Genomic DNA, 21,407 nt, shown 5'->3' with positions numbered 1-21,407 from the left:
ACTTTCATGAGCTACATCGCACCCCTCAAGGACATGCTTTTCAACATTGAGCATTTGGCCCGCATTGATCAGATCGCGCAGATTCCCGGCTTTGAAGACGCGGGCCTGGAAACCGCCCAAGCCGTGCTCGAGGAGTGCGCCAAGCTCAACCAGGACGTGATCTCGCCCCTGAACTGGGAAGGCGACAAGAACCCGTCCTTCCACAACGGCAGCGGCGTGACCACCACCCCTGGTTTCAAAGAGGCTTATCAGCAGTACGCCGAAGGCGGCTGGCAAGGCCTGCAGCACCCGGCCGACTTTGGTGGTCAAGGCTTGCCCAAAACCATTGGCGCGGCTTGCGGCGAAATGCTCAACTCGGCCAACATGGCCTTTGCGCTGTGCCCCTTGCTCACCGACGGTGCGATCGAAGCGCTGCTGACCGCGGGTTCCGATGAGCTCAAAGCCACTTACTTGGAAAAGTTGATCTCCGGCCAGTGGACCGGCACCATGAACTTGACCGAGCCGCAAGCCGGCTCGGACCTGGCCGCCGTGCGCACCCGCGCCGAGCCCCAGCCCGATGGCACTTACAAGATTTTCGGCACCAAGATCTACATCACCTACGGTGAGCACGACATGGCCGAAAACATCGTGCACCTGGTGCTGGCCCGCGTGGTGGGCGCACCCGAAGGCGTCAAAGGCATCAGCCTGTTTGTGGTGCCCAAATTCATGGTCAAGGCCGATGGTTCATTGGGCGATCGCAACGACGTGCACTGCGTGAGCATCGAGCACAAGATGGGCATCAAGGCCAGCCCCACAGCCGTGCTGCAGTTCGGCGACCACGGTGGTGGCGTGGGCTTTTTGGTGGGTCAGGAAAACCGCGGCCTTGAGTACATGTTCATCATGATGAACGCCGCCCGTTATGCGGTGGGTGTGCAGGGCATCGCGATTGCCGAGCGCTCTTACCAGCGTGCTGTGCAGTACGCCCGTGACCGCGTGCAAAGCCGCCCGGTGGACGGCAGCTTGCCCGCTGCTGGCCCCATCATTCACCACCCCGATGTGCGCCGCATGCTAATGACCATGCGCGCCTACACCGAAGGCTGCCGCGCCATGGCGGCCACGGCTGCTGCTGCGTATGACGCTTCGCACCACCACCCTGATGCCGAGGTGCGCAAGCAAAACCAGGCTTTTTATGAATTCATGGTGCCGCTGGTCAAGGGCTACAGCACCGAGATGAGCCTGGAAGTCACCAGCCTGGGCGTGCAAGTGCACGGCGGCATGGGCTTCATCGAGGAAACAGGTGCTGCGCAGTACTACCGCGACGCCAAGATCCTGACGATTTACGAAGGCACCACCGCCATCCAGGCCAACGACTTGGTGGGCCGGAAAACCGCCCGTGACGGTGGCCAGACCGCCAAGGCGCTGGCTGGGCAGGTGGCGCAAACCGAAAGCGAATTGGCCGCTTCTGGCAACGCCGATGCACAGGCCGTGGCCCGTCGCCTCAAAGCCGCCCGCGAAGCTTTTGTGGACGTGGTCGAGTTTGTGGCGGGCAACACCAAGGCCCACCCCAACGACGTGTTCGCTGGCAGCGTGCCTTACCTCATGCTGGCGGGTAACCTGATGGCCGGTTGGCAAATGGGCCGCGCCTTGTTGGTGGCCCTGACACCCGAAGCACAAGCCCAAGACGCCGCCTTCATGGCTGCCAAGGTCACCACCGCGCGTTTTTACGCTGACCACATCCTGTCCAAGGCCCCCGGCATCCGCGACAGCATTGTCGAAGGCGCAGGCAGCGTGACCGCGATGGCGCTCGACGCGTTCTGATCCCGGGCTGTATCTGTGCAGGAGCCCCGCCCTCGGGGCGATGGGGGGTGCTCTGCAAGGCTCCATCGCGGCGAGGGCGCCGCTCCTACAAAAATGCGTTCATGGAACAGGATTTTTGTAGGAGCCCCGTCCTTGGGGCGATGGGGCGATGCTCTGCAAGGCTCCATCGCGGCGAGGGCGCCGCTCCTACAACAAATGCATTCATGTAACAGGATTTGTGTAGGAGCCCCGCCCTCGGGGCGATGGGGGGTTCTCTGCAAGGCTCCATCGCGGCGAGGCCGCTGATTGCCGACTTGTCGCCGCGCCGACACCGTTTGATGCCTTTGTTCTCTCACAATAGACCGATATTTTTCAGGAGACTTCATGTCCAAGTTGCCCCCGGTTCTGGCGAACCTGCCTTTCCCTGCCATCGCTTCACCTTTGTTCATCATCAGCAACCCCAAGCTGGTCATTGAGCAGTGCAAGGCGGGCATTGTGGGCTCCATGCCCGCTTTGAACGCCCGTCCAGCTGCGCAACTTGAAGAGTGGTTGATCGAAATCACCGAAGCCCTGGCCGCCTACAACGCCGCCAACCCCGACAAGCCCGCTGCGCCCTTTGCCATCAACCAGATCGTGCACAAGAGCAACGACCGGTTGGAGCACGACATGGCCATGTGCGTGAAATACAAGGTGCCGATCATCATCACCTCGCTGGGCGCTCGCGAAGAAATCAACGCCGCCGCCCACAGCTATGGCGGCGTGGTGCTGCACGACATCATCAACAACAAACACGCGCACAAAGCCATCGAAAAGGGCGCAGACGGCTTGATCGCCGTGGCCGCAGGTGCTGGTGGCCATGCGGGTGTCAAAAGCCCGTTCGCTTTGATTCAGGAAATTCGTCAATGGTTCGATGGCCCGGTGGCCTTGTCCGGTTCGATCGCCACGGGCGACGCGATTTTGGCGGCGCAAGCCATGGGCGCGGACTTTGCTTACATCGGCTCAGCTTTCATTGCCACGCACGAAGCGCGTGCGGCCGAAGACTACAAACAAGCCATTGTGGACAGCAACTCGGACGACATCGTCTACAGCAATCTGTTTACCGGCGTGCACGGCAACTACCTGGCTCCATCGATTCGCGCAGCGGGCCTGGACCCCGAGAACTTGCCCGAGTCCGACCCCAGCAAGATGAACTTTGGCGGTGACGCCAAAAAAGCCTGGAAAGACATCTGGGGCTGTGGTCAGGGCATTGGCGCGATCCAGTCGGTTCAAAGCACGGCCGATCTGGTGGCCCAGTTCAAGGCGCAGTACCAAGCTGCTCGCGCCCGTTTGGCGCTCTGATGGCCCTGGTGCAAGGCTGAGCTTTGCCGGGCGCCCAAACCCACGCGGTGTCCAGCACCGCAGCTCAGCGCCCTACGGGGCGCTCTTTTTTGATCGACACGTTCAAGGCCGTCGGTTGCCTCTTGATCGTTTTGCACCACATGGCTTTTTATGGCCCCATGTCGGACGTGGTGGCCCGTGCTTGGCCTGCGCTGGTGAGTTGGCTGTATGACCATGGCCGCTTGGCCGTGCAGTTGTTTTTGGTGTGTGCGGGATTTTTGACGGCTGGCAGTTTGTCGCGGCTGGAGTCACTGGCGCTGCCCGAGGCTTTGAAACTGGTGCTGCAGCGCTATTTGCGTTTGGCCATCCCCTTGCTGGCGGCGTTCAGTTTCACCGTGTGCGTCACGGAATGGGTGCGGCCAGAATTTCAGCATGCCAGTTTGTCAGCCCCGCCTGCTTGGGGGCAGGCCTTGGCACACCTTGCACTGTTGCAGCATGTGCTGGACATGGAGGCTTTGTCGGCGGGCATTTGGTACGTGGCGATTGACTTTCAGTTGTACGCCATGACCTTGCTCAGTGTGGTGGCCCTGAAGTTTTGGCCTCTGACGTGGGGGACGCCTTCGGTGCATGCCTTGCGCAGGGCCGTGTGGTTGGGCTTGACCTGCGCATCGTGGTGGTGGTGGAACCTTCATACCGATTTGGACGACCACGGCATTTACTTCTTTGGCTCTTATGGCCTGGGCTTGCTGGCTTGGGAGGCTCGGCAGTCACTTCATCGCCCTTGGCCCGAGACCGATTCACAACCCCCTGCACACACTCAGCGCAGGGTCATCTGGGTGATATTTTTGGCCATGGGCGTTGTGGCGTGGGTGATGGGGCCTCGCTTGCGAATGGGGCTCGCCTTTGCCGTGTCGGCTGTGTTGATGGCCGTGCCTGCGGCCATCTTGTCGGGTCAAGCTCTCCAAGAACTGTCGGCCAGACGGCCCGGACTGGCCTGGTTGGGTCGTGCCGTGGTGTGGCTGTCCACCGTGTCTTATTCGGTGTTTTTGATCCATTTTGGGGTGAGCTTGGCCGTCAGTGCAGGGGTCACGGCGCTGTGGCCTGGGGTGCTGTGGGCCAACGCTTTGGGCATGTTGGCATCACTGACCTTGTCTTTGCTCATGGGCGCAGGGCTCTACTACGGGGTGGAGCGGCATGCACCTACTTGGGGGCGATGGTGGGTGTGGACGGGTCTGTTCATCGCCAGTGTAGCTTTGGCCAAGCCTTGATCACCCTCGCAGACCACCACCCATCGCCCCGGGGGCGGGGCTCCCACAAGGGAAGTCCCCTGTAGGAGCGACGCCCTCGTCGCGATCAAGCCTTGCAGACCACCACCCATCGCCCCGGGGGCGGGGCTTCCACAAGGGAAGTCCCCTGTAGGAGCGACGCCCTCGTCGCGATCAAGCCTTGCAGACCACCACCCATCGCCCCGGGGGCGGGGCTTCCACAAGGGCAGTCCCCTGTAGGAGCGACGCCCTCGTCGCGATCAAGCCTTGCAGACCACCACCCATCGCCCCGGGGGCGGGGCTTCCACAAGGGAAGTCCCCTGTAGGAGCGACGCCCTCGTCGCGATCAAGCCTTGCAGACCACCACCCATCGCCCCGGGGGCGGGGCTTCCACAAGGGCAGTCCCCTGTAGGAGCGACGCCCTCGTCGCGATCAAGCCTTGCAGACCACCACCCATCGCCCCGGGGGCGGGGCTTCCACAAGGGAAGTCCCCTGTAGGAGCGACGCCCTCGTCGCGATCAAGCCTTGCAGACCACCACCCATCGCCCCGAGGGCGGGGCTCCCACAAGGGAAGTCCCCTGTAGGAGCGACGCCCTCGTCGCGAAAAGCCTCGCAGACCACGACCCATCGCCCCGGGGGCGGGGCTCCCACAAAGGGGAAATGCATCGCCCCGGGGGTGGGGCTCCCACAAAGGGGAAATGCATCGTCCACGGGGGCGGGGCTTCTACAAAAAACCAACAGCGCAGGGTTCAGTTGGCCTTGCTGGCTTTGACTTTTTCGGTGATGTAGGCCAAAGCCTCTTCCACTTGGTCGATCAGGATCAGGCACAGGTCGCCGGGTGACAGGCGTGACAGGGCGATGTCGATGGCGTTGAACTCGCCCTGAATGTCTTGCACATGGGTGGTGCGCAGTGCACCTTGCAAACCCTCGCGCAGCAAGCCCAGCACCTCGCCGTCTTCGCGGCCACGCTGGCAGGCGTCTTGGTACAGCAACACATCGTCAAAGGCTTTGCCCAGAATTTGCGTCTGGTCCCGGATGTCCTGGTCGCGCCGGTCGCCAGCGCCGCTGATCACCACCACCCGTTTTTTGGCAGGCATGTTGTCCACCGCCTGAACCAAAGCCGCGATGGCGTCGGGGTTGTGGCCGTAATCGGCAATCAGGGTCGCGCCTTTGTAGTCGAACACGTTAAAGCGCCCGGGCACACCCTGAATGTCGCTGATGAAGGTGGCCAGGCCTTGTGCAATGGCATCCCAGTGCACGTTCACGGCCCAGGCCGCGCCCACCGAGGCCAGCACGTTTTCAGTTTGAAATCCGATCTGACCTTGTCGTGTCAAAGGCACTTCGCTCAAAGGAATGCGAAAAACCTGTTTGCCTTTTTGGGCCACGATGGCGCCGTCTTCCACATAGACCACGCGCTTGCCCTGCGCCCGGTGTGTGGCCAACACGGGGTGGTTGGCGTCGAGCGCAAAAAACGTCACATCGCCCGGGCAGTGCCGCGCCATGGCCACCACGGCCGGGTCGTTGGCATTGAGCACGGCCATGCCGGTTTGGGCCACGTTGAGCACAATCACGCGCTTGAGCACCAACAGGTCTTCGAGCGTGGTGATGTAGTTCAGGCCCAAATGGTCACCTGCACCCAAGTTGGTCACGATGGCCACTTGGCAGCGGTCAAAAGCCAGGCCTTCGCGCAGCAGACCGCCGCGTGCGGTTTCGAACACGGCCGCATCCACATCGGGGTGCATGAGCACGTTGCGGGCACTTCGGGGGCCGCTGCAGTCGCCCGAATCGGTCTGGCGGCCATTCACGTACACGCCGTCGGTGTTGGTCATGCCCACACGCAGGCCCTGGGCCTTGAGCAGATGGGCGGTCAGGCGCACGGTGGTAGTTTTCCCGTTGGTGCCGGTCACGGCAATCACGGGCACACGGCCGTTACCGCCGTCGGGAAACATGTGGTCAATGACCGCGTTGCCCACGTCCCGGCCTTTGCCAAACGAGGGGCTGATGTGCATGCGCAAACCCGGCGCAGCGTTGACTTCGACGATGCCGCCGTTTTGTTCTTCGAGTGGGCGCGACACCGACTCGCACACCACGTCCACGCCGCAAATGTCCACGCCCACCATTTGGGCCGCAGCCACCACACGCGCGGCCACCTCGGGGTGCACGTCGTCGGTCACATCGGTGGCGGTGCCGCCGGTCGACAAGTTGGCGTTGTTGCGCAAAATCACGCGGCGGCCCTTGGCAGGCACCGATTCGGGTTCGAGGTCTTGCGCCCGCAGGCGGCCAATGGCGATGTCGTCAAAACGAATCTTGGTCAAGGAGGTCGAATGCCCATCACCCCGGCGCGGGTCGGCGTTGACCTGGTCCACCAGCTGACGCACGGTGTGCTTGCCGTCGCCCACCACCAAGGGCGGCTCACGCCTGGCCGCGGCCACGAGTTTGTTGCCCACCACCAGCAGGCGGTAGTCGTGTCCGGGCAAGAACTTTTCCACCATCACCGTGCCGTAGCGCTCGGCCGTGGCGTAGGCGTTGTCAAAGGCGGCACGTTCGGTGATGTTGACCGAAACGCCCTTGCCCTGGTTGCCGTCCTGGGGCTTAACGACCACGGGCAAGCCCACTTCCAGGGCAATCGCCCAGGCTTCGTCCACGGTCTTGGCCGGGCGGCCCATGGGCACGGGCACACCGGCAGCGTGCAAGAGGCTCTTGGTCAGGTCTTTGTCTTGTGCAATCGATTCGGCAATCGCGCTGGTGGTGTCGGTTTCAGCGGCCTGGATTCGCCGCTGCTGGGCCCCCCAACCAAACTGCACCAAGCTGCCGTCGGTCAGGCGGCGAATGGGGATGCCACGGGCCACGGCCGCGTCCACGATGGACCCGGTGGAGGGCCCCAGGCGCACATCTTCATCGAGTTCGTGCAACTGCGCGATGGCACCTTCCAGGTCAAAACCAAGGCCTTGGATGGCCGCTTGGCACAGCTGATCGGCCAGCTTCAGGGCCAAGCGGCCCACGGCCTCTTCGGTGTACTGAATGACCACCTGAAACACCCCGGGCTCTTCGGTGGGGGTGGTGCGGCTGAAAGACACGGGGCAGCCCGCATGCGCTTGCAGCCCCAGGGTGACTTTTTCCAGGGCGTGTGCCAAGGTCACGGCTTCACCGGGACGCTGACCGTCAAAGGGGCCCACTTCGGGAAAGATGCGCCGCAACTGTTGTTCGACGGGGTGCTGGGCAGACAAGCCATGCACGTCGGGCGAGCAGCTGACGATGGCTTCAATGGCGGTGTGGCGGCTCCACAAGTTGGGGCCACGCAAAGCACGAATACGGGAGACTTGCATGAACTGTTTTTCCTGGGGTTCGTTCGCGGCTTCAGGCCGAAGCAGGGGTGCCATAGCTCTTGATGCCAGCCCGAATCAAGTCGGTGCCAATGTCCAGCGCCCAAGCCGCACAAGCGGCCACCAGCATGTCGTGCGCCTGCAAAATGTCGTTTTTCAGCAAACGGGCAATGGCTGGCCTTTGGGCCGACAAAAGCAGGTGCTCTTTGCGGCCCTCGGCCAACACCAGTTGGCCCTCGCGCCAAAAGCCCGTGCGCCCGCCTTGGCTGCGATGGGCTTGCAAGACCTCGTTGTGTTCATCGTCGGCATAAAAAATCACGCTGCCGTCGCAATGCGCCGCCAAGGCGGCCACTTGTGGGTCGGCTGCGTTCAGCAAAGCCGCCCCCTCGGGCAACACCACATCGACTTGGGTGCGAATGTAAGACGGCATTTTTTCATCACTGCCGGGGTACAGATCGTCCAGGCCCTGCGCACTGGGCATGGCCGTCACAATGCCCAACAAGCAGCGGTCATAGGGCAGGCCTTGGGCCAGCAAATGACGTGCGTTGCTCTCAAACACGGCCGCCTGAACGCCCCGGTTGATCAGCAAGCGCTGCGCTTCGTCCCAATCCATGCCGTTTTTGGCCTGCAGCTGGCGCTGGTTCAAAAACAGCCCATCGGCACACGACAAACCGGTGTGCCAGCCCTTCAAGTGCATCAGCCAAGCCAGCAGTTTGGCGATTCGGGTGGTGTCACCGTCGCCCAAAATGCCCACCACCGGAATGCGCCCGTTGTGCTCGGGCTGGAACAAGTGGTTGGCAATGGCCTGGCCCACAGGACGCGCTTGCCCCGTGGCGGGCTTGAGGTGCATCAACAGACCCGGGCCTGCGTTGACCTCGACGATGGCACCGCCTTGTGGCCCCAGGGGTTTGCCAATGTCTTGCGCTACCAGATCAACCCCGGCAATGTCCAGGCCCACCACGCGTGCAGCCAGCACCGCTTGCGCGGCCACATCGGGGTGTACCAAGTCGGTCACATCCATCGACATATTGCCCGTGCGCATGACCAAAACTTGGCGGCCCTTTTCGGGCACGCTCTCGGCGTTCAGGCCCTGGCGCTTGAGTTCCAGCACCGAAGTGGTGTGCTCGTCCAGCCGGATGGTGTCGAGCGGAAAGTCTTCTTCTTCGCCGCGCCGTGGATCTGAATTGATTTGCAACTCGATCAGTTCACGCACCGTGTGCACGCCATCCCCGATGACGCTGGCGGTCTCGCCCTTGTTGGCGGCCACCACTTGCTCACCCACCACCAGGAGGCGGTGTTCTTCGCCCAGCACAAAGCGCTCCACAATCACTTCGCTGCCCTCGGCCAGCGCAATCTCGTAAGCCGCTTCGATGTCCTCTTGCAGGCTCAATTCCAGCGAAACGCCACGCGCATGGTTGCCATCGGTGGGCTTGACGCACACGGGCAAACCCACGTCCTGGGCGGCTTCCCACGCGGCTGCCGGGCTGTCCACAATCTGGCCCTCGGGAACCGGCACGCCGCACATGGTCAGCAGCTGCTTGGTCAGGTCTTTGTCTTTCGAGATGCCCTCGGCAATCGCGCTGGTGCGGTCGGTCTCGGCCGTCCAGATGCGGCGCTGATGGTGGCCATAACCGAGCTGGACCAAGTTGCCATCGTTCAGGCGAATGTGCGGTATGCCACGGTCGGCCGCAGCGTCCACAATGCTGGCCGTGCTCGGGCCCATGCACAGGCTGTCGACCATTTGGGCCAATTGCGCAATGGCACCCGGCACATCAAATGGCCGGTCATCGATGGCCGCCAAAATCAGGTCACGTCCGGCGTGCAAAGCGGCGCGGCTCACGGCCTCGTGCCGTGTGCGGATGACCACTTTGTAAACACCACGGGGACCGGCTTCGCGGGCCTTGCCAAAACCGGTTTGCATGCCGGCGCGGGTTTGCAACTCCAGTGCCACGTGCTCCAAAACGTGTCCGGGCCAAGTGCCTTCTTCGAGTCGCTTGAGAAAGCCACCGCGCTCGCCCACACTGCAGCGGTGCTCGATCAAGCCCGGCAACCAGGCCGTCAGGCGCTCGTTGAAACCGGGCAGGGTGTTGGAGGGGCAGTCTTCCAGATCGCCAATGTCGATCAAGGCTTCAATCACCGGACGGTAAGTCCAGATGTTGGGGCCGCGCAAATGCGTCATGCGCAGGAATTGGATGGTGTGAGCGCTCATGGGTGGGGTGTGCAGCGATACAATGACCGACCGTCATCGGCATGGGACATCTGGCTTTGGCAAAGCGCATGGGTCATCGGGTACATGGGTGGTGTGGGTGCAGTCGTTGAGCCAAGGTATTGGCCAAATCTGTGTGGTTTTTTGTCCGGCTGACCCTCTGGTTGGCCGTGTTCATTGCGGTTTGACTTTCATGACTACAACATATTCCTCAGCCTCACTCCGTTCGGTGGTTCCGGACGCTTGGGTTGCTGAGGTGACTTCCCAGCTTCTACCCCAAGAAAACGTCACAGCCTGGCTGGAAGTTGACCTCGATGCATCGCTGAATTTCGTCAAAAGTGGCATCATTTTGACCGATCAACGGGTTCTATCTTCTGACGGCCCGCAAAAAAGTTGGCGTCAATGGCCCTTAACGACTGCTTTGCAGCTCAAATTGAGTGACCACGCCGGTGTGGCCACCCTGGCTTTGTCCGAGCCCCAAGGCCGTTTGGCCGTTTGGCGATTCACCCTGGGTTTGCAAGCTGCGGCGGCCCGCTGGCTGGCCCAGTTTGAGGCACAACAAACCCATGAAGCCCAAACTGACGACGGTGCCCCCCTGCAAACCCGCTTGTCCAGCACGGTCTGCCCCGTGTGCCAAACCGTCATGGGGCCAGACGACGCCGACTGTCCTGTCTGCAGCCGCGAAGACCTGGTGCCTCCCTCCACCTGGACCCTGTTCAAGCTGTGGCGCTTTGCCCGGCCTTACCAAGGCTCATTGCTGGCCGGTTTTTTACTCACGCTGGCGGCCACAGCGGCCACTTTGGTGCCGCCTTACCTGACCATGCCGCTGATGGATGACATCCTGATCCCCTACCAAAACGGCAAGGCGATCGACCCGGGAGTGGTGTCCTTGTACCTGATGGGTTTGCTGGGATCGGCCTTGCTGGCCTGGGGCTTGGGCTGGGCCAAAACTTATATTTTGGCGCTGGTGTCCGAGCGCATTGGGGCCGACTTGCGCACCACCACCTATGAACACCTGCTCAAACTCTCGCTCGAATACTTTGGCGAGCGCCGCACTGGCGATTTGATTGCCCGCATCGGCAGCGAAACCGACCGCATCAACGTCTTTTTGTCTTTGCACCTGCTGGACTTTGCCACCGACGTGCTCATGATCTTGATGACCGCTGTCATCTTGTTCACCATCAACCCCACGTTGGCGCTGGTCACCTTGTTGCCCTTGCCATTCATTGGCTGGCTCATCCATGTGGTGCGCGAAAAACTGCGCACCGGCTTCGAAAAAATCGACCGCGTCTGGGCCGAAGTCACCAATGTGCTCACCGACACCATCCCCGGCATCCGGGTGGTCAAGGCCTTTGCCCAAGAAGACCGCGAAGCCCAGCGCTTCAAAGACGCCAACCACCACAACCTGCAAGTCAACGACAAGCTCAATCGGGTGTGGTCGCTGTTTTCACCCACCGTGACGCTGATGACCGAAATTGGTTTGCTGGTGGTTTGGGGTTTTGGCATCTGGCTGGTGTCTGACGACCAGATCACCGTGGGGGTGCTCACCGCATTCTTGGCCTACATCGGCCGTTTTTACAGCCGACTCGACTCGATGAGCCGCATCGTGTCCAACACCCAAAAGGCAGCGTCCGGGGCCAAGCGCATTTTTGACATCCTGGACCACGTCTCCAGCGTGCCCGAGTCCACCGATCCCAAAGCCCTGCCTGCCCATGTGCAAGGCCGGCTGACCGTGCGCGATGCCGGTTTTCGCTATGGCAACCGGGCTGTGATTCGGCAACTCAACCTCAACATCGAGCCCGGCCAGATGATTGGCTTGGTGGGCCACAGCGGCTCGGGCAAAAGCACCTTGGTCAATTTGATCTGCCGCTTTTATGACCTGAGCGAAGGGGCCATCGAACTCGACGGCACCGACATCCGCCAACTCAAAGTGGCCGACTACCGACGCCAAATTGGCCTCGTGCTGCAAGAACCCTTTTTGTTCTTTGGCACCATTGCCGACAACATTGCCTACGGCAAGCCCGAAGCCACGCGCGAAGAAATTGTTGCCGCGGCCCGCGCGGCCCATGCCCACGAGTTCATTTTGCGCATGCCCCAAGGCTACGACTCTTTGGTGGGCGAACGGGGGCAGGGCCTGTCGGGGGGGGAGCGCCAACGCATCTCGATTGCCCGGGCCTTGCTCATCAACCCGCGCATTTTGATTCTGGACGAAGCCACCTCGGCGGTCGACACCGAAACCGAAAAAGAAATCCAACGCGCCCTGGACAACCTCGTGCGCGGACGCACCACCATTGCCATTGCCCACCGCCTGTCCACCCTGCGCAAAGCCGACCGCCTGGTGGTCATGGACAAAGGCGTGGTGGTGGAAGAGGGCACCCACGACGCGCTGATTGAAGCGCAAGGCGCCTACTGGCGCTTGTACGAAGCCCAGCAACGCCAAGCCGAAGCCGAAGCCGTGTTGGGCGGCAGCCTTGAGACCCCACTGCAAAAGGTGAGCGCATGACCCCCTTTGACTTTGAACGCGACGCCTTCGGCCACTGGGTGCTGGTGCTGCCCGACGGCACCCGCCAAAGCCCCATCACCGCCTTGCGGGCTTACCCGGTGTCGGCCCCCGATGCGGGCGTGGCCCTCATGGACGCCGAAGGCCACGAAGTGCTCTGGATTGAAAACCTCTCGGCCTTGCCCGCCAGCCTGCGTCAGCAGGTCTTGCAGGCCCTGAACGAGCGCGAATTTTTGCCCGAAATTTTGCAACTCGAAGACGTGAGCAGCTTTGCCACCCCCAGCACCTGGCGCGTGCGCACCGACCGGGGCAGCACCCAATTCATGCTCAAGGGCGAAGAAGACATCCGGCGCCTGACCGGCACCGTGCTGCTCATCAACGACGCCGATGGCGTGCAATACATGATCCGCGACATGGCCGCCATGGACAAACACTCGCGCAAACTGCTCGACCGCTTCTTGTAATCCCGCGAACTTCCCACGTGGGTGCGACACCCCCGTCGCGATCAAGCCTCGCAGACCACCAAGCATCGCCCCGAGGGCGGGGCTCCCACAAAATGCAGGGCATCCCCCTGTAGGAGCGACGCCCCCGTCGCGATCAGCCTTGCAGACCACCAAGCATCGCCCCGAGGGCGGGGCTCCTACAAAATGCAGGGTATCCCCCTGTAGGAGCGACGCCCCCGTCGCGAAAACCCTCGCGGACCACCAAGCATCGCCCCGAGGGCGGGGCTCCCACAAAATGCAGGGCATCCCCCTGTAGGAGCGAGGCCCCCGTCGCGATCACCCTCGCAGACCACAAAGAATCGCCCCGAGGGCGGGGCTCCTACAAAATGCAGGGCATCCCCCTGTAGGAGCGACGCCCCCGTCGCAATCAAGCCTCGCAGACCACCAAGCATCGCTCCGAGGGCAGGGCTCCTACAAAATGCAGGGCATCCCCCTGTAGGAGCGACGCCCCCGTCGCGATAAGCCTCGCAGACAACGGACATTCCGGTGGGCCCCTCAAGTTGTCGTTTACAAAGGCCAGACCGAACCCTGCTCGGGCACCAAGGCCCGCCACTTGATCTCGTGTTCGATGCGCTGGCGCAGCATGTCGGACGCTTCGCGCTCGCCGTGCACCACAAACACCTGACCGGGTGCACTGGGCATCTTGTGTAACCAACTGAGCAACTGGTTGGCATCGGCATGGGCCGAGGCCGATTCGATTTGCACCACCTCTGCACGCACCGGCACGTCTTGTGCATGAATGCGCACCGTGTTGCGGCCACTGGCCAGCGCTGCGCCTCGTGTGCCGGGGGCTTGGTAGCCCGTCAAAATGATCATGTTGCGGTGGTCACCCGCGTATTGCGCCAAATGGTGCAACACCCGCCCCCCGGTGGCCATGCCGCTGGCCGCCAAAATCACCATCGGACCATGCCGCCTTGCCAATGACTTGGACTGCTCAGGGGTCTCCAACATGGTGGCCGCATGGTCCATGCTGCGCACCTCTTGAGGGCTCAAACGGTGCTCACCCGGATGCCTTTCAAACAAAGCCGTGGTGTGGATGGCCATGGGGCTGTCCAGAAAAATGGGCAAGCTGTGCGGAATTTCCCCCGCCGCTTTGAGCTGTGCAATGGTGTGCAGCATGGCCTGCGCCCGACCCACCGCAAACACAGGCACCACGGCCACACCGCCGCGAGCGGCCAGTTTTTTCAGCAGTGGCCCGAGTTCATTGAAGACGTTTTCTTTGGGGTGTTGGCGGTCCCCATAAGTGGACTCGATCAACACCGTATCGGCCTGGGGTGGCGGCTCGGGCGGGTTCATCAGTGGGTCATCAGGCCGCCCCAAATCGCCAGAAAACAAGACCCGTCGCCCGCCCACATCCAGCAGCAAACTGGCCGCGCCCAAAATGTGCCCCGCAGGCTGAAAACGCGCTTTCCATCCCGCGATCGGTTCAAACCACTGGCCTTGTTTTTCTGCGTGCAAAAGCTTCAAGCTGGCCACGGCCTCTTGTTTGGTGTACAGCGGCAGGGCTGGAGCATGTTTGGAAAAACCGTGTCGATTGGCAAAAAATGCGTCCTCTTCCTGAATGTGACCACTGTCGGGCAACAAAATGCTGGCCAAATCGCAAGTGGCGGAGGTGGCATGCACCCGCCCCTGAAAGCCATGTTTGACCAGCAAAGGCAAGTAACCGCTGTGGTCCAGATGCGCATGGGTCAGCACCATCGCATCGATGAGCGCCGGGTTGACGGGCAGGGGATTCCAGTTGCGCAAGCGCAGTTGTTTGTAGCCCTGAAACAAGCCGCAATCGACCAGCAGCCGTTTTTGATTGTGTTCGATCAGGTATTTGGAGCCGGTGACGGTATCGGCTCCGCCGAGGAATGTGATGGATGCGCTCATGCCTTCCATGCTGCCCTGTCACGAAAAAAGGTTGTTTGACGCAAGTCAAACAGCCCTTCGATTCGTTCGGGTCGCTCAGCCACCGGCCCGATGAAGTTTGCATGACCGCTTTTTTGTAGCGGTGCCCTCGCTCACAGCTTCCCAGTCCACAACCCATCGCCCCGGGGGCGGGGCTCCCACAAAATGCAGGGCTTGTCCCTGTAGGAGCGACGCCCTCGTCGCGATGTACCCTTGCAGACCACCAACCATCGCCCCGGGGGCGGGGCTCCCACAAAATGCAGGGCTTGTCCCTGTAGGAGCGACGCCCTCGTCGCGATGAACCCTTGCAGACCACCACCCATCGCCCCGAGTGGGGGGCTCCCACAAAATGCAGGGCATTGTCCCCGTAGGAGCGACGCCCTCGTCGCGAGTGACCCTTGCAGTCCACCACCCATCGCCCCGAGGGCGGGGCTCCCACAAAATGCAGGGCTTGTCCCTGTAGGAGCGACGCCCTCGTCGCGATGGACCCTTGCAGACCACCACCCATCGCCCCGAGGGCGGGGCTCCCACAAAATGCAGGGCTTGTCCCTGTAGGAGCGACGCCCTCGTCGCGATGGACCCTTTGCAGACCACCACCCATCGCCCCCAGGGTGGGGCTCCCACAAAATGCAGGGCATTGTCCCTGTCGGCGCGAAGCCCTCGTCGCGATGGACCCTTGCAGACCACCAAGCATCGCCCCGAGGGCGGGGCTCCCACAAAATGCAGGGCATTGTCCCTGTAGGAGCGACGCCCTCGTCGCGATGGACCCTTGCAGACCAGCACCCATCGCCCCGGGGGCGGGGCTCTCTTAGCGATGGTATTGGCAAGAGGGCGTTCATGTCGGGGCTGAAGCCGCCGACCTCAACCCTCAGCCCCCGAAAAAGCCCTTGAGCTTGTCAGTCCAGGTTTCGCCGCTGGGCTGGTGTTTGCCACCGCCTTTGGTCAGAGACTCTTCAAACTCTTTGAGCAATTTTTTCTGGTGCTCGGTGAGTTTGACGGGCGTCTCTACGGTGATGTGGCAATACAAGTCACCCGGGTAGCTGCCGCGCACGCCCTTGATGCCCTTGCCGCGCAAGCGGAACTGCTTGCCAGTCTGGGTGCCTTCGGGGATGTCGATGGCCGCTTTGCCGCCCAGTGTGGGCACTTCGATCTCGCCGCCCAAAGCCGCTTTGGAAAAGCTGATCGGCACGGCGCAGTGCAGGTCGTCGCCATCGCGTTCAAAGATGTCGTGCTTTTTCAGGCGAATCTCGATGAACAAATCGCCCGGTGGCCCGCCATTGGTGCCGGGCTCGCCGTTGCCCGCGCTGCGGATGCGCATGCCGTCGTCGATGCCGGCCGGGATTTTGACTTCCAGCGTCTTTTGCTTTTTGACCTTGCCTTGCCCATGGCAAGTGCCGCAGGGGTCGGGAATGATCTTGCCCGTGCCACGGCAATTGGGGCAGGTTTGCTGCACGCTGAAAAAGCCTTGGCGCATTTGCACTTGGCCCTGACCATGGCAGGTCGAGCAAGTTTTGGCGCTGGTGCCAGGCTTGGCACCGCTGCCGTGGCAGGTGTCGCACTCGTCCCAGCTGGGGATGCGCAGCTGCGAGTCCTTGCCGCCAGCTGCTTCTTCGAGCGTGATCTCCATCGCGTAGCTGAGGTCGGCACCCCGGAAGACTTGGCGTCCACCGCCGCGTCCGCCGCGGCCCTGGCCGCCAAAGATGTCGCCAAAGATGTCGCCAAAAGCGTCACCAAAGCCACCAAAGCCTTCGGCACCGCCGCGCATATTGGGGTCTACACCCGCGTGGCCATGCTGGTCGTAAGCTGCGCGTTTTTGCGCGTCCGACAGCATCTCGTAGGCTTCCTTGCCTTCCTTGAATTTGGCCTCGGCTTCCTTGGCTTTGGTGTCGTCCCCCTGGTTGCGGTCAGGGTGGTACTTCATCGCCAGCTTGCGATAAGCCTTTTTGATGTCTTCGTCTGAGGCGTTTTTGGCAACGCCCAGCACTTCGTAAAAATCTCGTTTTGTCGCCATGGGGCAAATCCAACCGTTAGAACAAGAACGCCGCGAAGGCGATTCAGGGGGCTGAATCAGCTTGCGCGGCGGAACTGCGGCGAGGCCGCAGAGGGGTGGGTCTTAGCCCTTTTTGACTTCCTTGACTTCCGCATCCACCACGTTGTCGTCTTGTGGCTTGGCATCGGCGCCGCCGGCTGCAGCACCCGCAGCAGCTTGCTGCGCTTGCATGTCGGCGTAGACCTTTTCGCCCAGCTTTTGGCTGGCGGTCATCAAGGCTTCGGTTTTGGCTTCGATGTCGGCTTTGTCTTCGCCCTTCAAAACTTCTTCCAGCGCCTTGGTGGCCGCTTCGATGGCTTCTTTTTCGGCCGCTTCGATCTTGTCGCCGTGCTCGGTCAGGCTCTTTTTCACGCTGTGCACAGCGGCTTCGCCTGCGTTGCGGGCTTGCACGAGTTCGAGCTTTTTCTTGTCTTCTTCGGCGTTCAGCTCGGCGTCTTTCACCATTTGCTGAATCTCGGCTTCGGACAGACCGGAGTTGGCCTTGATGGTGATCTTGTTTTCTTTGCCGGTGCCTTTGTCCTTGGCGCCCACATGCAAGATGCCGTTGGCGTCGATGTCAAAAGACACTTCGATCTGAGGTGTGCCACGCGCTGCGGGTGGGATGCCTTCGAGGTTGAACTCACCCAGCAACTTGTTACCCGATGCGATGTCGCGCTCGCCCTGGAACACCTTGATCGTCACGGCCGGCTGGTTGTCTTCAGCGGTCGAGAAGGTCTGTGCAAACTTGGTCGGGATCGTGGTGTTCTTGGTGATCATCTTGGTCATCACGCCGCCCATGGTCTCGATGCCCAGGGACAGAGGCGTCACGTCGAGCAGCAGCACGTCGGTGCGGTCGCCTGACAAAACCTGGCCTTGAATCGCAGCGCCCACGGCCACGGCTTCGTCGGGGTTCACGTCTTTGCGTGGCTCCTTGCCAAAGAACTCTTTGACCTTCTCTTGCACCTTGGGCATGCGGGACATGCCGCCGACCAAAATGATGTCGTCGATCTCGCCGACCGACACGCCAGCGTCCTTGATGGCCATGCGGCAAGGGGCGATGGTGCGCTCAATCAGCTCTTCCACCAACTGCTCCAGCTTGGCGCGGGTCAGCTTCACGTTCAAGTGCTTGGGGCCAGTGGCATCGGCCGTGATGTAAGGCAGGTTGACGTCGGTCGAAGCCGAGCTGGACAGCTCGATTTTGGCCTTTTCAGCGGCTTCTTTCAGGCGCTGCAGGGCCAGCACGTCTTTGGCCAGATCGACGCCGGATTCTTTCTTGAACTCGGTGATGATGAAATCGATGATGCGCTGGTCAAAGTCTTCGCCGCCCAAGAAGGTGTCACCGTTGGTGGACAGCACTTCGAACTGCTTTTCGCCGTCCACATCGGCAATCTCGATGATGGACACGTCAAACGTGCCGCCACCCAGGTCATACACAGCGATCTTGCGGTCGCCCTTTTCTTGCTTGTCCAGGCCAAAAGCCAGGGCCGCAGCGGTGGGCTCGTTGATGATGCGCTTGACGTCCAGACCGGCAATGCGGCCTGCGTCTTTGGTGGCCTGACGCTGGGCGTCGTTGAAGTAAGCGGGCACCGTGATCACGGCCTCGGTCACTTCTTCGCCGAGGTAGTCTTCGGCGGTTTTCTTCATCTTGCGCAGAATTTCAGCGCTGATTTGAGGCGGGGCCAATTTGTTGCCGCGCACTTCCACCCAAGCGTCACCGTTGTCGGCTTTGGCAATGGTGTAAGGCATCAGGTCGATGTCTTTTTGGACTTCTTTTTCGGCGAACTTGCGGCCGATCAAGCGCTTGACCGCATACAGCGTGTTCTTGGGGTTGGTGACCGCTTGGCGCTTGGCCGATGCGCCGACCAGGATTTCGCCGTCTTCTTGGTACGCAATGATCGACGGGGTGGTGCGAGCGCCTTCGGCGTTCTCGATTACTTTGGTCGTGTTGCCTTCCATGATGGCCACGCACGAGTTGGTGGTGCCCAAGTCAATACCGATGATTCTTCCCATTTTGATACTCCGAAATTGTTGAAAAGTGCAGATGTTTTGCAGTTGGGGCAGCGGGGTGGCTTTTCAAGTCCCCACACACCAAAAAAGGTTTTTGATTATTTGGGCGCGGTCACCGTCACCAAGGCCGGACGCAGCACGCGCTCAGCGATGGAATAGCCCTTTTGCAGCACCGTGACCACGGTGTTGGGCTCTTGCTCGGCGGGCACCACACTGATGGCCTGGTGGTGGTGGGGGTCAAATTTGGTGCCGGCAGGCGGTGCAATCTCGACCACTTTGTTGCGCTCCAAGGCGCTTTTGAGCTGGCGCAAGGTGGCTTGCGAGCCTTCGCGGATCTGCTCGAGCGTGGCATTGGGGATGGCCAGGCCCGCTTCCAGGCTGTCCAGCACCGGCAGCAAACTGTCGGCAAAACCCTCGACGGCAAATTTGCGAGCCTTGCTGATCTCGTCTTCGGCACGGCGGCGGGCGTTTTGCACATCGGCTTGGGCACGCAGGTACTGGTCGGCCAAATCGGCGTTTTGCGCTTTCAAATTGACCAATTCGGCTTGGGCATCGGCCAAAGGATCGGTGGCTTGGGAGGACGCGGCCATGGCGGCTACGGCGGCCAATTCTTCGTCGCTCAAGGCTTGGGTTTGGGAGTTTTGTGTGGCTTCTGACATGAACAATGTCCGCAAAAAATGAATACCCCTCTTATGTAGGGGCGTATTGGAGGGCTTCAAGGGGGGAATTTGACTGAAAAGTGGGCAGGGGTGCCGCGCAAGAAAAAACCCGCCAACTGGCGGGTTTTGCCCCAATGCAGCCGATGTGCGCTCAGTTCAGGGCCAGCAATTCCACATCAAACTTCAGCGTGGCATTGGGTGGAATCACGCCACCTGCGCCGCGTGCACCATAGCCCAGCTCAGAAGGGATGATCAGTGTGCGCTGACCGCCCACCTTCATGCCAGCCACACCCTCGTCCCAGCCTTTGATGACCATGCCGGCACCCAGACCAAACACAAAGGGGTCACGGCGGTCGCGGCTCGAATTAAACTTGGCACCTTGCTGGCCATCTTTGTAAAGCCAGCCGGTGTAGTGCACGGTCACATCCTGGCCAGGTGTGGCCACTGCGCCATCGCCAACAACGGTGTCTTCGTACTGCAAGCCAGAGGGAGTGGTGTTCATGGAAAGCTTTCTGTCAAAAAGAAACACGGCCAGTGATCCACAGCGCCGTGTGTGTAAAACCCAAAATTATGCCAGCCTCAGTGTTCTGCCCCAGTGCATTCCCGATGAATCGCCTTTGGAAAGCAGGTCAGCGCAAAACCAACAGTCAGCGCTTGTCGGATCGATAGGCCACAGGTCTGGAGGCCAAATCACGCATCAGGGCCTGCACGCCATAGGTCCACGGTGGGGCCAGGTCGGAAGTGGTGACCGTGTTGAGCAAGGTGCCCAACTTGGGTGTGGACACACTCACCACATCGCCCACTACATGGGTGAAGCCTTGGCCTGGGCCGTGACGGTCTTGGGTGGGGGCAAACATGGTGCCCAGAAACAGCACCATGCCATCGGGGTATTGGTGGTAGGGGCCCATGGCCTGATGCACCAAATCGAGCGGATCCCGGCTGATTTGGCTCAATGAACTGCTGCCTTGCATGACAAAGCCCTCGGGCCCTTGGACTTCAAGGCGCAACTCGCACTGGCGCACATCTTCAATGCCAAATTGCGCATCAAAAAGCCGAATGAACGGACCGATGGCGCAGCTCGCATTGTTGTCTTTGGCCTTGCCCAAAAGCAGGGCGCTGCGGCCCTCAAAATCTCGCAAATTCACATCGTTGCCCAAGGTGGCCCCCACGACCTGCCCGCGTGAGTTGGTCGCCAACACAATTTCGGGCTCGGGGTTGTTCCATTGGCTTGCCGGGTGAATGCCTACCCAGGCACCGCTACCGACGGCGCTCATGGGCTGGGATTTGGTGAAAATTTCGGCATCGGGGCCAATGCCGACCTCTAAATACTGCGACCACATGCCTTGTGACAGCAGCACCTGCTTGAGTTGCGCGGCCTGTGCAGAGCCAGGCACCACGCTGCGCAAATTGTCGCCAATGACGGCCACCACCGCTTGCCGGACGGCTTCGGCGCGACTGGCATCGCCACGGGCTTGCTCTTCAATTACCCGCTCCAACATGCTCGCCACAAAGGTCACACCCGCCGCTTTGACCGCCTGTAAATCGCAAGGGGCCATGAACCATGGCGCATCAGGCTTGCGCTGCGCTTGCAGGCTGTTGTCCAGGGCTTGATCGGTACTGCACAAAACAGGTGCGAGACCTGAATTGACAAAATCTTGTACCCGTGTGGCCACATCGGGCAACTCCAGCAAAGCACTGCTGGTGGAGGCCAACTCTGACAAATCGAACACATCTTGCGGCGTCACAGCCACCACATGAGCTCCGGCCTCAGGAACCCACAAACGCCCGATCAACAAAGCTGTATGGGCGTCTTGTGGCAAATGCGAGTTCAACATGTTCAAGCCTCGTTCCATCAAAAAGCGCAATGTTGTCAGACGCTTGAGTGAAACCCTGTCACCTTGGCACAACAACAGGCTTGGGATGCGTGGGGTG

13 protein-coding genes are annotated in these 21,407 nt (G+C 61.1%); 5 read left to right on the top strand and 8 right to left on the bottom strand.

The window, feature by feature from the left end:
• Window positions 1-6: 6 nt before the first annotated feature.
• The 3 genes from B9Z48_RS15025 (at window position 7) to B9Z48_RS15015 (ending at window position 4,361) form a co-directional block, all read left to right on the top strand.
• Window positions 7-1,797 (top strand): acyl-CoA dehydrogenase, encoded by a 1,791-nt coding sequence (locus B9Z48_RS15025; RefSeq protein ID WP_108379429.1) that lies wholly within the window; start codon window positions 7-9, stop codon window positions 1,795-1,797.
• Window positions 1,798-2,160: 363 nt separating this feature from the next.
• Window positions 2,161-3,114, top strand: coding sequence for a nitronate monooxygenase family protein (locus tag B9Z48_RS15020; RefSeq protein WP_108379427.1), 954 nt, complete (start codon window positions 2,161-2,163; stop codon window positions 3,112-3,114).
• A gap of 23 nt (window positions 3,115-3,137) precedes the next feature.
• On the top strand, window positions 3,138-4,361 hold the full coding sequence (locus B9Z48_RS15015; protein ID WP_108379425.1) for an acyltransferase: 1,224 nt from the start codon (window positions 3,138-3,140) through the stop codon (window positions 4,359-4,361).
• A gap of 746 nt (window positions 4,362-5,107) precedes the next feature.
• On the opposite strand, the gene cphA (B9Z48_RS15010) is transcribed toward B9Z48_RS15015, so the two are convergent.
• Both cphA (B9Z48_RS15010) and cphA (B9Z48_RS15005) read right to left on the bottom strand, forming a co-directional pair.
• The gene (gene cphA / locus B9Z48_RS15010; protein WP_108379567.1) at window positions 5,108-7,684 is read right to left on the bottom strand and encodes a cyanophycin synthetase; all 2,577 of its coding nucleotides are present in this window, start codon (window positions 7,682-7,684) and stop codon (window positions 5,108-5,110) included.
• A gap of 31 nt (window positions 7,685-7,715) precedes the next feature.
• Entirely contained in the window at window positions 7,716-9,890 is a 2,175-nt protein-coding gene (gene cphA, locus B9Z48_RS15005) for a cyanophycin synthetase (protein ID WP_108379423.1), read from the bottom strand.
• Window positions 9,891-10,080: 190 nt separating this feature from the next.
• On the opposite strand from cphA (B9Z48_RS15005), the gene B9Z48_RS15000 reads away from it, so the two are divergent.
• Window positions 10,081-12,390: an ABC transporter ATP-binding protein gene (locus B9Z48_RS15000; protein WP_108379565.1), complete on the top strand. Its 2,310-nt coding sequence runs from the start codon at window positions 10,081-10,083 to the stop codon at window positions 12,388-12,390.
• On the top strand, window positions 12,387-12,851 hold the full coding sequence (locus tag B9Z48_RS14995; protein ID WP_108379421.1) for a DUF1854 domain-containing protein: 465 nt from the start codon (window positions 12,387-12,389) through the stop codon (window positions 12,849-12,851). Before B9Z48_RS15000 ends, B9Z48_RS14995 begins: the two co-directional genes overlap by 4 nt.
• A gap of 546 nt (window positions 12,852-13,397) precedes the next feature.
• Here the strand turns inward: B9Z48_RS14995 and B9Z48_RS14990 are convergent.
• The 6 genes from B9Z48_RS14990 to B9Z48_RS14965 form a co-directional block, all read right to left on the bottom strand.
• Window positions 13,398-14,762 carry an MBL fold metallo-hydrolase RNA specificity domain-containing protein gene (locus B9Z48_RS14990; RefSeq protein WP_108379563.1) on the bottom strand — a complete coding sequence of 455 codons (1,365 nt, stop codon included), beginning with the start codon at window positions 14,760-14,762 and terminating at the stop codon, window positions 13,398-13,400.
• Window positions 14,763-15,648: 886 nt separating this feature from the next.
• Window positions 15,649-16,791 (bottom strand): molecular chaperone DnaJ, encoded by a 1,143-nt coding sequence (gene dnaJ, locus B9Z48_RS14985; RefSeq protein ID WP_108379419.1) that lies wholly within the window; start codon window positions 16,789-16,791, stop codon window positions 15,649-15,651.
• Between the two features lie 102 nt (window positions 16,792-16,893).
• On the bottom strand, window positions 16,894-18,819 hold the full coding sequence (dnaK, locus tag B9Z48_RS14980; RefSeq protein WP_108379417.1) for a molecular chaperone DnaK: 1,926 nt from the start codon (window positions 18,817-18,819) through the stop codon (window positions 16,894-16,896).
• Window positions 18,820-18,914: 95 nt separating this feature from the next.
• Complete coding sequence (grpE, locus tag B9Z48_RS14975) at window positions 18,915-19,475, bottom strand: nucleotide exchange factor GrpE (RefSeq protein ID WP_089956563.1); 561 nt, start codon at window positions 19,473-19,475, stop codon at window positions 18,915-18,917.
• A gap of 151 nt (window positions 19,476-19,626) precedes the next feature.
• On the bottom strand, window positions 19,627-19,977 hold the full coding sequence (locus B9Z48_RS14970) for an FKBP-type peptidyl-prolyl cis-trans isomerase (RefSeq protein WP_108379415.1): 351 nt from the start codon (window positions 19,975-19,977) through the stop codon (window positions 19,627-19,629).
• Window positions 19,978-20,122: 145 nt separating this feature from the next.
• Window positions 20,123-21,310, bottom strand: coding sequence for a fumarylacetoacetate hydrolase family protein (locus B9Z48_RS14965; RefSeq protein WP_108379561.1), 1,188 nt, complete (start codon window positions 21,308-21,310; stop codon window positions 20,123-20,125).
• Window positions 21,311-21,407: the final 97 nt, after the last annotated feature.

Source organism: Limnohabitans sp. WS1 (genome assembly GCF_003063265.1).
Lineage (GTDB): Bacteria > Pseudomonadota > Gammaproteobacteria > Burkholderiales > Burkholderiaceae_C > Limnohabitans_A.
Note: the sequence above shows the minus strand (reverse complement) of the source record. Positions and strands in the feature narration are given on the sequence as shown.

Bases quoted from the DNA above. Each gene is read 5' to 3' on its own strand.
- B9Z48_RS15025 (WP_108379429.1), top strand. From the start codon at position 7: ATGAGCTACATCGCACCCCTCAAGGACATGCTTTTCAACATTGAGCAT.
- B9Z48_RS15020 (WP_108379427.1), top strand. From the start codon at position 2,161: ATGTCCAAGTTGCCCCCGGTTCTGGCGAACCTGCCTTTCCCTGCCATC.
- cphA (WP_108379567.1), bottom strand. From the start codon at position 7,684: ATGCAAGTCTCCCGTATTCGTGCTTTGCGTGGCCCCAACTTGTGGAGC.
- cphA (WP_108379423.1), bottom strand. From the start codon at position 9,890: ATGAGCGCTCACACCATCCAATTCCTGCGCATGACGCATTTGCGCGGC.
- B9Z48_RS15000 (WP_108379565.1), top strand. From the start codon at position 10,081: ATGACTACAACATATTCCTCAGCCTCACTCCGTTCGGTGGTTCCGGAC.
- B9Z48_RS14995 (WP_108379421.1), top strand. From the start codon at position 12,387: ATGACCCCCTTTGACTTTGAACGCGACGCCTTCGGCCACTGGGTGCTG.
- B9Z48_RS14990 (WP_108379563.1), bottom strand. From the start codon at position 14,762: ATGAGCGCATCCATCACATTCCTCGGCGGAGCCGATACCGTCACCGGC.
- dnaJ (WP_108379419.1), bottom strand. From the start codon at position 16,791: ATGGCGACAAAACGAGATTTTTACGAAGTGCTGGGCGTTGCCAAAAAC.
- dnaK (WP_108379417.1), bottom strand. From the start codon at position 18,819: ATGGGAAGAATCATCGGTATTGACTTGGGCACCACCAACTCGTGCGTG.
- grpE (WP_089956563.1), bottom strand. From the start codon at position 19,475: ATGTCAGAAGCCACACAAAACTCCCAAACCCAAGCCTTGAGCGACGAA.
- B9Z48_RS14970 (WP_108379415.1), bottom strand. From the start codon at position 19,977: ATGAACACCACTCCCTCTGGCTTGCAGTACGAAGACACCGTTGTTGGC.
- B9Z48_RS14965 (WP_108379561.1), bottom strand. From the start codon at position 21,310: ATGTTGAACTCGCATTTGCCACAAGACGCCCATACAGCTTTGTTGATC.